This window comes from Paenibacillus contaminans (assembly GCF_003285015.1).
Classification (GTDB): domain Bacteria; phylum Bacillota; class Bacilli; order Paenibacillales; family NBRC-103111; genus Paenibacillus_V; species Paenibacillus_V contaminans.
Genome location: NZ_QMFB01000004.1, coordinates 294,387 through 308,525 on the forward strand (window position 1 = coordinate 294,387; position 14,139 = coordinate 308,525).

At 49.4% G+C, this 14,139-nt stretch carries 7 protein-coding genes; 3 read left to right on the top strand and 4 right to left on the bottom strand.

Translation table 11 applies throughout. The features are described 5' to 3' along the window. Positions 1 to 1,979: 1,979 nt before the first annotated feature. The 3 genes from DQG23_RS10030 to DQG23_RS10035 all read left to right on the top strand — a co-directional run bounded on the left by DQG23_RS10030 (position 1,980) and on the right by DQG23_RS10035 (position 4,553). On the top strand, positions 1,980 to 2,639 hold the full coding sequence (locus tag DQG23_RS10030) for a response regulator transcription factor (protein ID WP_113030681.1): 660 nt from the start codon (positions 1,980 to 1,982) through the stop codon (positions 2,637 to 2,639). 196 nt (positions 2,640 to 2,835) lie between these two features. Then, a complete protein-coding gene (locus DQG23_RS43410) occupies positions 2,836 to 2,958 on the top strand; it encodes a hypothetical protein (protein ID WP_272949041.1) in 123 nt (40 codons plus the stop codon). A gap of 239 nt (positions 2,959 to 3,197) precedes the next feature. Beyond that, positions 3,198 to 4,553, top strand: coding sequence for a sensor histidine kinase (locus DQG23_RS10035; RefSeq protein ID WP_113030682.1), 1,356 nt, complete (start codon positions 3,198 to 3,200; stop codon positions 4,551 to 4,553). 383 nt (positions 4,554 to 4,936) lie between these two features. Here DQG23_RS10035 and DQG23_RS10040 read toward each other — a convergent pair whose 3' ends face one another. The 4 genes from DQG23_RS10040 to DQG23_RS10055 form a co-directional block, all read right to left on the bottom strand. After that, positions 4,937 to 5,218 (bottom strand): hypothetical protein, encoded by a 282-nt coding sequence (locus DQG23_RS10040; protein ID WP_113030683.1) that lies wholly within the window; start codon positions 5,216 to 5,218, stop codon positions 4,937 to 4,939. Positions 5,219 to 5,289: 71 nt separating this feature from the next. Further along, a complete protein-coding gene (locus tag DQG23_RS10045) occupies positions 5,290 to 5,955 on the bottom strand; it encodes a stalk domain-containing protein (protein ID WP_113030684.1) in 666 nt (221 codons plus the stop codon). Between the two features lie 251 nt (positions 5,956 to 6,206). Beyond that, complete coding sequence (locus tag DQG23_RS10050) at positions 6,207 to 6,977, bottom strand: NAD-dependent epimerase/dehydratase family protein (RefSeq protein WP_113030685.1); 771 nt, start codon at positions 6,975 to 6,977, stop codon at positions 6,207 to 6,209. A 269-nt stretch (positions 6,978 to 7,246) separates the two neighbouring features. Next, positions 7,247 to 13,885, bottom strand: a complete 6,639-nt coding sequence (locus DQG23_RS10055) for an Ig-like domain-containing protein (RefSeq protein WP_113030686.1) — start codon at positions 13,883 to 13,885, stop codon at positions 7,247 to 7,249. Between the last annotated feature and the right edge of the window lie 254 nt (positions 13,886 to 14,139).

A 14,139-nucleotide genomic window follows, 5' to 3' on the forward strand; every position in this document is an offset into this window, starting at 1 on the left:
TCTTTGGCCTTATTCCTAGCATATTTTTGGACGTAACCATTTAAATCACGCAATAAAAGTAAGTGATCCTTCGAATTTTGATTCTCCTTGCAGTTCTCCAAACGTTCTACAACATCAATAATGAGAATTACCATATTCTCAAGCTCTTTTACTAAGTCCAATAAAGGAAGATGTTCCAGACTTATGGTATGTTACGCAGTCCAGCGCTTGTTGATTTTGTATTTTCATCAAAAATGGAAAACCGGCTTAAATACAAGGCGGTTTATTTAGCTATCGTACCCGTCCCACGGTTTTAAGGGTTTATCTCACGTAAACTCAGTCATTCGCAGGATTTCGTCACCTTGGAATGCATAGATCTTAGAAAATGAAGTCGACATCCCCGTCCGGTCCCCAAGTTGGGCATGGGAAGATAAAAGAAACGTACGCTTTGGAACTTTTCCCCAAGTTATTCGTTTACTGCACGCATTCTCCACAATCTCCCTGGTAGTTTACCATCCCACGGCTCTACGGGTCTATGCCCTTACATTCCTTCGTTACACTTATCCAAGGCGTGGAGACCGATAGCGTTTAGCTGATGGGTCTGAGCCCTTATCGGGTACGAACTCGGTCCTCCGTGCTTTCTTTGTAAAATCCCACGAATGAGTCAATATATGTGATCGTTTAATCAGTCTTATGCAGCTTGAATGCATGTAGGGGCAGCTTTTTCAGGAGAAAAAGTCTCTCCCCGCCCAACAATGCCGATGATGATTCGTGCCAGTTTTCCAAGCAGTGTAAATACCGACTGTTGCTTTTTCATTTGCTAGACTTGAACATTATGCACATGCAGTTGACGGAACACAGGATGATTTCCAACGAGTTGGAGCGTAGCCAGATACAGATATTTTAGCAGCGTAGCATCGCCCCTTTTAGAAAGCACAATCTGTCCCTTGTGTTTCCCCGAAGTACTCTCGGCCATAAAAAAAGCGGACTGCCGCTGCAATCTGCTTCATTTCACTATTGTCCCCGTTAACTTCATGCTAACATCAATTGCGTGGTTGCCTAGAAATAACATTCAAACCATCTGCTCTATACCCATTTGTTCGATCCGCCCGAAAGGTAAGCTGTACTGTTTCAGAGCTATTACCTTTTATGACTATTCCTTCTATCATGAATTCAGATACATGGTGATCCGACTTTATTATCGGTAGCACAAAGCATCTATGAAGAGAAAATCTGTTTGATACCCTTCTCTCAAGACGCTCATAATTTTAGGATGGAGTTCTAACATTAAAGCTTGTTGCACTAATTGACACTGAAACGTTGTATTGGATTCTGAGGACGATAGTGCAATAAACATCATCAGGCAGGTTTGCAGGAAAGCGGAACTTCGAGGAAATTGGATGATAACCCAGAAACAGAGTGAATAAACTTATGAAGAAGGATCTATTTATCTCCAATGAAAAGGAGTACGGTAATGAAATTCGGTGACATAAACCATCTGCTCTTTTCTGTATCGAACCGCACTAACGACTACTTAGTGAGCTGCCCTGGATGCTGTCAGCTTGATCTAACAGTATTGCCTTCGGTTTTTGATGATTGGCCGTAAATTGAACAAACCAAATAAATAATGAAGCATTTCTTTAAAGAAAGGATCAGCGTTGATGACACATCATATTAAAACCTTTGATACATAAGGGGTCATACTGTTTATAATGTTAAAATGACAATATATTATATTATTATTACAAGGTGCACAAATCACAGGACATAGATAAAACAATATCCGTCACCAGAAAGGTGACGGATATCTCTCGATTGCGAACTTTAAATCCAAGGCCTGCCTAGAAGCTGTTATGAAAGAGTTTATGCCGGATAAAGTCCCGTCAAATATGTAGAGCCGAGAAGCCCCCGACCTCTAAACTACCATACTCACGAAGTATATTCACGAAGTGAGGTAGACAACGAAATATCCACTTGTTTTCCCGAGCGATTCCCTTATCATGATGATTAAACGGAGGTGGCGCTGTATCGACAAAATCAAAGTGATGCTAGTCGAAGACGATATCGAATGGCAGCGCGGCATATGTGATTTTTTGGGCGGTCATCCGCAAATCGAGATCGTGTGCTGCGTCTCCAGCAGGAAAGAATGCCAGACTGCTCTTCAAAATACCGCAATCGACGTTGTGCTGATGGACATTATGCTTGGGGAACAGTCCGGAACCGGCCTCGATGCTGCATTGGACATTGCGTATGAGCATCTGGCGGTCAAGGTGATCATGCTCAGTTCGGTTGATTACGATGACGAAGTGTTTTATGAAGCGTTTTTGAGCGGGGCGTACGATTTTGTTTACAAGAACGACTTCGAGCAGTTGCCCAATGTCATTGCCGAATCGCTGGAAAACAAGACGTCCAAATACGGCAGCCGCTTACGAAAGCTTGTATTCGACAAGAAGAAAGAACTGCTCACCCCTCACGACTCCGAGCTGCTGCGGCTTATTGGGCAAGGGCGGACACAGCAAGAAATCTCACAAATGAACAGTGTCAGCCTAGCCGCCGTCAAGAAGCAGGTAGGCAGACTGCTGGAAAAGTTCAATTGGTCCGGCTCCAGCAAGGAATTGGCGGACAAATGCTTGAAGTGGGGCTTGCTAGACAAACCTTGATACGCCCCCTATAAATCACCATCCATTGCCCGTTCATCATGGCAGTTGATGGTGATTTTTCCATTTCACGCATTTTAATATCCGGTAGACAAAATATTGTCCACTAGCCAGGCGGCAGTCAGGATAGTAGGATATACCCATCGACATAATCTGTCAGCATATAACTTTAGACCCATTCGGAGCGTGATACGATCAAATGCCATACTACTATTTCAAGGAAATATGGACACCGCTCAAACTGCTTGGCATCAGTATTTTTAAGGACGAAGAGGACCGGATTTGGTATAAGCTATGGAAGTACAAGAGAAGGCAGTTGTAGATTGGCAACAGGAGGAACCCGCGAGGTGACCGGAAGCAAAGCGCATTCACAGCATGCTCCATAGCCATACGAGACCACAGCTCCCTGTGCTCGTATGGCCATTCCTATTTCCGGATATGTTTCGGTAAATAAACACAAACAGATTGCCCAATATGAACTTTTCATGGTAAAACAAGGGAGACACTTCTATATGACTTTTGCATCACGGCGCGCGAAAGCGGCGGGGGAGGGACGAAACGATGATCGCCGTGATCTATTTGCTTGTGTTTGGCATCATGGTGCCGATCAGCGTCTATTTGCTGGCCAAGCATCGCCGAAGCAACCTCGTTTTCTGGGGCGCCGTCACGCTTTTGTGTGCTGGCTTGGGCGGATTGCAAGTAGCGCTTGAACGTATTGCGATCCCCTACTTCGCAGACAACGGCATGCCACTGATCCGGGTAGAAACGCTCATATGGATATCCGATAAGCTGAACAACACGATTCACTCGGTTCCTTATTGGTCCATTCTCATCTTTTTTCTGAATTACGCCGGATTTTCGAACAAAATCCTCAACTTGATATTATCCATGCCGGTTTGGATCTCCATTTGGAACGATAAAATTGAAGGTATTACGGAGCCTGTGATGAATTATCCCTTTATTTTGTCATGGGGGGTTCCTTACGCCGGTTGCTCGGTTTTGCTGCTCCTCTATGTGCTGTTCAAGGAAAGAAATTGGCCGAAAGCTCCTCGCCATCTGGGAACCGCCGCCATCTACCTGTTGCCCGAAACCGCCCTGATCTTGTATCAAAGCGATGGCTGGTATACCCACTTAGACGCGAATCTGTTGATTTATCTCTCCATCCTGTTACTGTTCAGCTCCTTGTTGGTAGTCACCTTGTACCTTAACCATACATTCCTGGGCGTTAATCGCGAAAACATGTCCGGCAAAATACAAATCGGAACGAGAATGATGCAGCACGCATTCAAAAACTCCGCAGGCAAAGTCAAACTAAACGCGCTCAATCTACGAAACAGTCTGAAACGCGGAAACTATGAGGATGCCGAAAGGCAATTGGACTATTTGCTGTCAGCGAACGATCATCTGCTCGGCATGATGGATAAGCTGTCCTACACGATGAGGAACAAAATCACGCTGAAGCCAGAAACCCATGATTTGCTGAAGATTGCGGAGGAAGTCGCAGCCCCGTTCAGCTTGCAGACAAATATGATCTTCCTGATCCCTTCAACGTCCGTTTCGGTCCAGATCGACAAAGAGCTCGTTATCGAATGCTTGACGAACATTATCGACAATGCCCTGGAAGCAATGGACGGCTCCGGCAAGATCGAGATCGGATTGCTGTGCAGAAAAACAAAAGTCGCTCTATCCGTTACCGATTCGGGAAAAGGGATGGATCGGATACAGCTTGCCAGTATTGCGGAACCATTTTATTCCACTAAAACGAAATCCGGACGCAACTTCGGACTGGGCATGTACTATGTCAAGAAAGTCATGGATGCGCATAAAGGAAAGCTGCAAGTATCTAGCCAGTTAGGCAAAGGGACATGCGTTACGCTGGAGTTTCCGGTTCGCCAAAAACGGCAGATTGACAGCTAAGCGCTGCCACAGCCGGATTCTGAGTATCGATGCGGTAGCCGTCCCTTTGACCCTGTTCACCACTTTCTAGTCCTCCTAAAGTGGTGATAGGGTCTGTTTTTCGTTATAGAACAAATTCGTTAGGGAGCGTCAAGAAGTTTGTGTATTTGGTTTTAGGTAGGTTATCCATCGGAACGATGGATGATAAATGGTTCTCAGGGGGTGGGGGTACCCCCACCGAAATTTTGGATTACATTTCCATTTTCGTTTCGTTTGGATTGGTGGTTTCATAGCGTTCCCGATACAGTGCTAACGGCTTGAAGAAGTTTCTTTCAGATTCGAACTTTACTGCCCGTTACTTCAATGAACATCAAAAAAAGAGCTGCCCTTGCGGCAGCCCCACACTAGCGTTCTCCGTTAGTTGAATCATTGCTCATATCTTCAAGGCTTATTTCTTGTAAAAATTCATCATCACCAACTATTTCGAGTATTGGTTTATCAAAAGCCTGTTTTATGTGGTCAATGTTGGATAATAGTTCATCATAAGAATACCTGTTCATTACGTTCTTATCCCAAATCCAAGAAGTTGGTTTATTGTCATCGTCATAGTAAACTTCACATACGGCAAAGGATGTAAAATCATCATTCCATTTCTTTTTGATAACTCTATATCCCCAGGAACTCATTGTTCCATCCTCCTTATTTTTCTTTCAACTATCGTACCCGTTAGCACAATGAATGCACTATAGTTATCGTTTTATTTCTTTTTTAATGTTAGATATTTAATTACGCCATCTTTACTATCCGCATTAAAGAACACTTGGTTATCTCCCGCCTCATAATACAGATACCATCCGCTTTCAATGTCGTTTAATCCTTCTTGTATTGGCTCACCAATAACTTTTTTCAATTCATCAACTGTATATTTCACTGTATCTCCGCCTACTCGAATTGCGCTGACACTATTATCCGAATTACCAAAGAAATAATAATAATCAAACCATGCAGAATATTGCGTTTGCCAGCTTCCTGTTTTTTGAGGCTCCCCCCATTTTTGCATGACTTCATTTTTGGAGGACATAATTCCAAATTCAATTCCTTTGATTTTGCCTTCTGAAGCATAGGAAAGAAAGTCTTTATCCAAGGGGAGTTTTTTGCTTAAATTCGTTTGTTCAATTGAAATCGTTCTGGTCGTGTCCTCATATTTAACAAGAGCACCCATGGACTCAGCTACAAAACGAACAGGTACATATGCATGACCGTTATAGTTCAATACCGTATATTCACTGCCGATTTCTTTGTTTTGTCCATTCACTTCGAATTTCGCTGGAAATAAGTATGCTTGAATAGTGTCTGCGGCATATACAGCAGTCGTAGCTGTCAAACCAACTCCGCAAATTAGACCTAAAACAAACTTTTTCAAAATTCATCACCCCTTTTTTTATTACAATAATTTACAGACGAAGTGATTAGGTAGTAAGTTTCGCCATTTTTTCAATTTTTATCAACTCCACTTACACGCAGGTATTCCACATAACTGCCCGTATAGCGGAACAAGCTGCCAATAGTGCCGGCATCGTTACCCATTAGTTCAGTCCATGGTCATCATCAATCATCCATGAAAACTCTTTAGCAATTAAGTTTGCAATTTCAGATATCGATTGTTCTAAAATATCATCTATATACGCCACGTTCCATGCTCGGTATATAATCGGGTTCAGACGCCCCCAGTGCACGCGCATAGACAGGAAGCCATTGTACTGCGGATGCAGACTCGTCATCCACTATATTGACCGGTCCGGAAGGCCATCCAAGCGCGTGCACAGCCGCGTTCGCCGCATCCTCCACATGAATGAAGGAGCTGATCCCATCGGTTGCCGGCATTTCCTTTCGCAGCACTTGTTCAGCTATATGCCCGGTGCGCTCGTACCATGTTCCCGGCCCATAAAATATTCCATAACGAAGAATCACATACTCCGGTAATGCCGTAACGGTTTGTTCTAACGTAGCGACTGCGTCTACCATCCTAATCCGGGGCTCAGGTGCGTTCAAATCCAAAGGAATATTCTCGGTTGACGGCCCATCTCCCGGTTCGTAGACCCACGAAATGCTTTGCGCGACGATGCGAGTTACCCCTGCTGCCTGGGCAGCTTCGACCAGATTTCGAGTACCTTCCTTTCGGATCCTGGAAGTCTCGGAAAAGTTCATATCGCTTAAAGAAGTGAGTTGATGGATAACCGCATCCGGCCGCACTTCGGCCATTGCCGCAATGATGGCTTCCCGGTCAAACACATCGGCTAGTAAAACGTGAGCGCCCATACTTTTCATAACATGGGCATTACGCTCGCTGCGGGTTATTGTCACAACCTCATGACCTACCTGCAGCAGCCTCGGAAGAAGCTGCCGGCCTACTGCCCCGGATCCTCCTGCAACAAAGATTCTCATACACTTACCTCCTGTCTGTTTCACATTTTTGAAGATACCTGCCCCATCCTCATATCATAGAAGACAATGAAGAGGATACTTTTGTGACAATACAGTAAAAAGGCATCTAAGTGTGCCATTTATCGAATGCCAGTATCCTGCCCGTTCAATCAACTTGATCCCCCATTATCCGCAGGAATCGCCCCCTTTAATTTCCTAGACAACAAAAAACGCCCGGATGATCAGACGATCATCGGGCGTTTTTCCCCCTGTAAATCAGGTATAAATCGTTATTCCCACATTTGCCGCAGAGACCCGATATCCGCTGTCAGAGCGGCTCTCGCCTGTGCGGAAATTTGGTTCTGATGCGCCGTGTTGTTCATATGCTTCATGAAATCGTCCAAGCTTTTCAGTGCTTGCGTCGTCCGGCCGGCATCCCAATGATGGACGGCTTGCATCATATTGTTGCGAAGCTGCGAAGCAATGGCATGGCTGAGCTCGCCCACCGCCTCGTAGGCGTCAATGAGCTGCGTGATGGAAGCCGGGCTTGTCGCAACTTGAACGGTTACCGTTTCCTGTATCCGGTTGCCGGCATGATCCTCAACCCATATGCCGATCGTATGGGTACCCAATAAACCGGCCCAATTCAGCGGCATCCCTTCCTGATACGCTTGACCGTCGACTGTCATCCCTTGCGAAGCTAAGCCGGATAGGCCATCGGTCGCCTGAAGAGTCAGTACGACCGGACGGCTATCTTCTACAACAGCTCCATTCGACAACACTTCACCGCCTGCCAGCAGCGTGAATGCAGGGGCCGTCTTGTCGACGCCGATCTCAAGCGTCTGCTCCGCCTCCGCGTTTCCGGCCCGGTCGACCGAATGGTACCGCAGCGTATATCGTCCTTCGCCGGCGGTAATCGGAGCGCCGTATGGCGCGGTCTCCTCGCCTTCCATTCCGCCCTGGCCATACACGCTTTGCGTTACGGACCATCCGTAATGCGTGGACTCGATTCCGGAATGGGAATCGGCGGCGTTCAACGCAAGTTGAATATCCGAAACATACCAGTCCCCATTCCCCTTAACCCCTGTAACGAAGGGGACAGTAACGGGCGCATCGTTATCCACTTTGACGGAGATGGAACGCACGGGTTCCGTTCTCCCTTCCGCATCCTCGGAACGAAAAGACAACGTATGCTCGCCGCTTGCCTGGATGACGATCGGAGCGGTATACGAATTCCAGCTCTGCCCGCCATCCAGACTGTATGTTGTCCTCGCTTCAGACGAAGAAGAGCTGCCGTATACGTTCAACTGAACCGAAACGTCGCTTGTGTACCAGCCGTTATGCTGTTCCCCGGCAACGGAAGCCTCCGTTTGCAAAAGGAACGACTCGGACGGCAGAGGGATCACGAACGCTGCTCCTGCGGCAAAATCATAAATAAATCCTAAGCTGAGGTTTCCGCTGTTCGCATAAGAACGGATCGGCGTCAAATCGCCTATGTCGAGCCGGTAATCGCCGCCGCCGAGCGAGGATATGCCTTTAATCTCGTACGAAGCGTTACGGATGCCGTCATTGGCGATATAGAGCCATTTGCCTATAAGATCCTCCATCCGCAAACCGGACAAATCCATCCGGACGTCGATATGATTGGCAAGGCTCAACGTTTTCGTGAAATCCGTTACCGTTCCCGTCACTCTCCCCGGAGACATCTCCGGCGAAGCGCCGATCGGCGCAATATGCGAACCGTCATTGACGTAGCCATACACCTGCCTGCCGTCCTTCTCGGCATACATCCCAAAAAATCCTCTGAACTCGATTTTGTCGTCGATCGTGTACGTTATTTCAGGATTCATGGCGCTGACGATGTAATCCGTTCTGCCGTTGGTCAGCTCCACTTTGACCGCTTTAACTTCCATTTCGCCGGCTACCGGCACTCCGTTCGCTTTGACGACCAGTGGACTGATGCTCTTGACGAAACGCTGTCCTTTGTACGGCTCAATGACCGATACAAAATTGCTTTCCAGATTCGTTCCTGCACGGTGAGCCAACAGGTAGCGGAGACTTGGCGGATTGCCTGGCTTGTTTCGGGGCGGCAAACCGTTCGCCAACGCGATATCGTCGACCGGTCCAAGCATCGTCAGCCGCAAATGAACATCTGTTAGCGCGCCGGCTCCATTTCCGTACACATTCCACGTATCCTTGACATTCCAATCGACGCTGAACAGCTCGCCCGGGTCGGCATCGCGCTCGACATCCTTCAGCCAGTGATAGCCGCTTCCTGCATAAGCGGCTCCGGCTACGTCGTCAATACGCTGACCCAATTCCACATTCGGCCCGGCATAAGTGCCGGTCGGCTGCGGCGTTAAGGTCAACCCTTCGGTCACGACGGTTCCGTCCGCCGAATGGAAGCTGAACGTATGGTCGTTACCGCCCTTCACCCGGAACCAATCGACCGAATACGAATTTTCATTATCTACTTGGATTACCGCCGTTGTACGCCTGTACATTTCCGTCTGGGGGTATACACGCGGTGCTTCCACATCGACCAGCTTCACGTAGCCGGAATCGTCGTAATGAAGCGGCAGTCCGACAATTTGATTCCCTTGCTTCTTCGCGTCGACGACAACCGTATTATGGCTGACGGTATTATTCACCCATTGATGCCTATGCATATCATCATTGTCGGCAAACTCCGGATACCCGAGATCGGGAGCCAAGTCGAGTCCAAACGCATGCATCCCCAAGTTCAACGTATCCCGATGGCCGTGACCGGTATTTCGACCGTAGTACAGCCAAGTGTCGCGCAGGGTATTGCGCTGTTCCATGACCTTGTCGTATTCAAGCGCCGTCAGCAGCTTCAGCTCGGTAACGCCCATTTTGTACAGGCTAGCGAGCGGATTTTTGCCTTCGTTCTCGAAGGAAATGACATGTGTGCCTGCGGTCAGCGGCAGCTCGGCTAACAGCTCCATATCTTTGGATGACCCGAAGAAGTCGATCTTTTTCACCCATTGCCCATCCAGATACACGTTGTAAATCCCGTAAGAGGAAGCACGAAACGGTTTTAGCATCACATGATACCGATCATCCCGCTCTACCGCGAACGAGAAGCCTATCGATTGGCCGGGCGCTGAAGCCTCAAGCTGTACCGTCCCGGAAGCTTCAAACGTCTTGTAAGACGTGGAGGCTCCGGTCACATGCAATTGCGGGAACAAGTAGGAAATGCCATATTGACTCTTATCATTCGTCCCGCTGCGAAGTCCGGTGAATCCGTAACCCGTCAGGTTCGTGCTGCCCAGCTCCAACGGTCCCATCGTTTCGATCGCCGCCTCGATTTTCTGAGCGACCTGCCCAGGCTCCGCCGAGAAAATATCGCCATGAAGACCTGCCGTGCTGTTGTTGTTCAAAAAGTGTACGGCCTGTGCGAACAGCGGCTCTTCATACACTTCGAAAGCCCGGATCAGCTGCATTTTATCCAGTCCCGTCAAGCTAGGGTTTCCAGTGATCTCCGAGTCGCCGATTGAGGGCATATAGTTCTCGGACAGCAGAAGCGGAAGCATAGCGGAAAACATGCTGCGAAATTTTACGTTCTCGTATAAATCCGCTGCTGCAACCTTGTCATAGCCGTACAACACATCGGCCACCAGCAGGAAATTGCCCAGCCATAACCGGTTGTAGCCTGGCGCTGCTTCGTCCGGCTGGCCGTCACGGTCGACAGCGTTCACCAGCGAAGCCAGCAAATTGCCTCCCGTGACTCTGTAAGGATTCGTAACCAGTCCACCTGCCTGATTGTTAAAATCCAGCCACGTCTTCGTATCAGGCAGCGTATCAAGTACGACGGCGGCGACCGCCAAAGCGCTCTGGTGCATGCCTACATTTCCGCGAATTCGGGCGGTTTGGATACCCGGGTAAACCTGTCTGACGATGCCGCTCTCCACGTTTCGTCTGAGCCCCGTGCCGGAGGTTTTATAGGACAGCTTATACTGCTCGCCCTTTTGGCTCAAAAATGCAAGGACCTCCGCATCGTCCATCGCCGGGTAGAAGGCGTCATAGGCGCTGATAAAATCCTTCACAAGCGTAGTCTCCCAAATGGAGCCCACCGCCTTGCCTCCACCCGTTCCTTGTGCGGACTGCAAATAAATGGCCGGATTGTACGCGAAAGCGTCAAGCTCCGGATATACGTCGGCGATACGGTCGAGCAGAACGATGCCTGACCTTGCGTAACGTACGTCTCCCGAATAAATATAAGCGTCGCGCAAAGCGTTGATCGCTTTATGAATGAGGCCCGTAGAGTACCACAAATACCAATGCGTATAGTATGCGATAAACGTATAGCGGTTGCCGTTCTCATCTACCCATCCGTTGCCGTCGTCCACACCCCATGTCGGGCCTTTCTCCGGGTATAGCGTATTGACGAGCAAACTTTTGTTTGCTAGCTCCTGGCGAAAAATGCCACGTTCATCAAGACCGCTTTGGTAATACGCCCCGAAGTCGTTCGTAGGAAAGCGATAATTTTTACCGCTATCGTCTTTGGCGCTCGGATCGATCAGTTTCCACGGTTCGTTCACCGGGTCCGCAAGGTACGGATAATTGCCGTACTTGTCGATTTCCTTTCCGCTGACCGGACTGCCCAGCGCCTGATTGACGCCGTAGCTTCTCGGCAGCGATTGGGGCGGCACGAGGTTCCACAAAAAATCGTAGCTCATTGCCGCATAAGATTCAGCGGTGGCGACTGCGGTGTCCCTGAGATTGTGAGCCCAATCGTAACGCTCGATATTGTGGCGGGCATTCGCCAGCTTCTGCGGCGTATAGATGGTGGATCTCGTCTTATCGCTTGTCAGCGGATGGACGACTACGGTCATGTCGGCCGTGCGGGTAACGTTCCCCTGCTTGACCGTTACGGTCAGAACAGCTTCTCCTTCGGCCAGACCCTTGTAATAGCCTTTATACATGTCAATTGCGACGACGGACGGATTATCGCTCGAATAGGTAACCTCGGCGTAATTTAAGTCGGCGGGTGTCCCGTCCTGGTTTGTGCCTTTTACCGAAGCCTTGGCGTACTGGCTGACCCGGAAATCCGACGCTGCAGGTGCCAGCTCAACTGATTCGAGAGGTTTTATCGAAACGACAACGTCGAGGGAACCTTCCACCGTCACGCCATTGAACGTTACCGCGGCATGAATGACGGTGCTGCCCGGCTTAACGCCGGTCGTAACCCCATTCCGATCCACGGCTACTACCGTCTCATCCTCGCTTGAGTAGACTGCGACTGGATGGCTCAAATCGGCAGCTGACCCGTCGGACAATGTTCCGTAGAGCGAGATTGTTGCTTTATCGCTCATATACAATACGCTCGGATGGAGCGTCACTTCGACCTGCTGAAGATGGAGAGCGGTCACTTGGATGGTAGACGTCCGCACTTCGGTCTTGCCGCCGGCTCTAACGGTCGTGGTGATTACGGTCTTGCCTGCGGTATGAGCGGTAATTAAGCCATTCGCGCTCACCGACGCAACCTGCGGCTGGGAGCTTGAATATTCGAATACCCGTTCGGCTATCTCCGTTCCATCGGACATCGTTGCAGCTGCTTGCATCTGCGTCATTTCGTCAGGCAGCAGGAGCGACTTGGCGGGAGCGGCGGTAAGCTCCAGCGTGCTGTCCCCCGACATAGGGGTTAAAGTCAGCGATTGAACGTACATGGAATAATTGCTTCTCGGCGCGGCGCTGGGGTTTAGTCCGATCGCCTTGATCCGCAGCGTATGGGTTCCGGCGGTCAGAAATACCGTTTTGAGCTTGACCGTCGGTCCCATCAGGCTGCCGGGATCGTAAAAATCGTAGGTGCCCAGTTTCTCGCCGTCCAGCGAAAGCTCGCCGATCGCCGCGCTCTTGTACAGGTAGCCCTGGAAGGATACCAGGTAGTACGCGGGTTGATCGACCATCAGCGTAAAATCCCGGAACTGATTTTGAGCCGTTGCGGCTATATTCGCTCCGTAAGCGCTGTTTTTCCGGATCGGCGGTACGTCCTCGGCATTGCCCACCATGCTGATGCTTCCTTCCGGGGAGAACACTTCTTTGAAATCGTAAGTCGCCGGCTCAGGAACGCCGCTCGCCACATAGATCGTTGCCGTTCGGGAAGCGCTTCGGTTCCCGGCCTGCACAGTAGCGGTAATGACCGTCTCCCCCTCCGAAACAGCTGTGATCAGCCCATCCGGACTTACCGTAGCAACCTGCGGATCGGAGCTTGAAAATCCGTAGACGGTATCCGTCATCGCACTGTCGTCGGACATCGCGGCAGACACTTGCATTTGAGCCGTTTCATTCGGTAACAGTACCCGTTTCGACGGTGTGGCAGTCATTTCCAATGTGACCGGCGTCAAAATCAGCTTGTTGGCGTACATGGAAAAGTTGCTTCTCGGCGTGGCGTTGGCATTCAGCCCGATCGCCTTGATCCGCAATGTCTGGCTCCCAGCTCCCAGTTCAACCGTATCCAACTCGACGGTCGGCCCCATCAAGCTGCCAGGATCATAGAAATCGTAAGTTCCCAGCGTCGCGCCATTTAACTGGAGTTGGCCGATGGCCGCACTCTTATACAGGTAGCCTTGGAAGGATACTCGATAACGCCCCGCCTCCGCGACTTGGAACGTAAAGTCGCGGTACTGGTTTTTCGCCGTGGCCGCTATATTTACGCCGTAAGCGGCACTCTTCGCAAGACGCGGCGTATCCGTCAACTCGCCCGCCGCTTGTATGCTGTCCCCCGCCTCCTCCGGGAACACATCCTTGAAAAAATACTCGACCGGCCGGGCGCCTTCGGAACTTTCGCTCGTGCCCTCCGCCGAGGACAGCGCGGGAAGCGTCGTCATCAACAGGCTTACAATCACCATTAAGCTTATATGCCGCCATAACGGATTCCGACGGGGTTTGCTGTAATCCGAACGCATATGAATCCACCTCTCTTTTTATGGAATCCACCACCAACGTACATGTACGTTTAAAAGCAGAGTAAAACATACATGTACGTTTCAAAACACTGCCTGTCGCTTCGCCTCACTCATTACACTTGACTCTGCCGCACTGGAACATACATGTACGTTTCAGTGCGAAAGGCATGTCGCCCTCCTTTCCAGCTCGCGAATAAAGCGCTTCCATGTCAATAAAAATGTACTTCAAGCAACCTGCATCAACAAGGTCTTTT

Excerpts from the sequence above, each read along its gene's own strand:
- DQG23_RS10030 (WP_113030681.1), top strand. The coding sequence starts at position 1,980 with ATGATGATTAAACGGAGGTGGCGCTGTATCGACAAAATCAAAGTGATG.
- DQG23_RS43410 (WP_272949041.1), top strand. The coding sequence starts at position 2,836 with ATGCCATACTACTATTTCAAGGAAATATGGACACCGCTCAAACTGCTT.
- DQG23_RS10050 (WP_113030685.1), bottom strand. The coding sequence starts at position 6,977 with ATGAGAATCTTTGTTGCAGGAGGATCCGGGGCAGTAGGCCGGCAGCTT.
- DQG23_RS10055 (WP_113030686.1), bottom strand. The coding sequence starts at position 13,885 with ATGCGTTCGGATTACAGCAAACCCCGTCGGAATCCGTTATGGCGGCAT.
- DQG23_RS10040 (WP_113030683.1), bottom strand. The coding sequence starts at position 5,218 with ATGAGTTCCTGGGGATATAGAGTTATCAAAAAGAAATGGAATGATGAT.
- DQG23_RS10035 (WP_113030682.1), top strand. The coding sequence starts at position 3,198 with ATGATCGCCGTGATCTATTTGCTTGTGTTTGGCATCATGGTGCCGATC.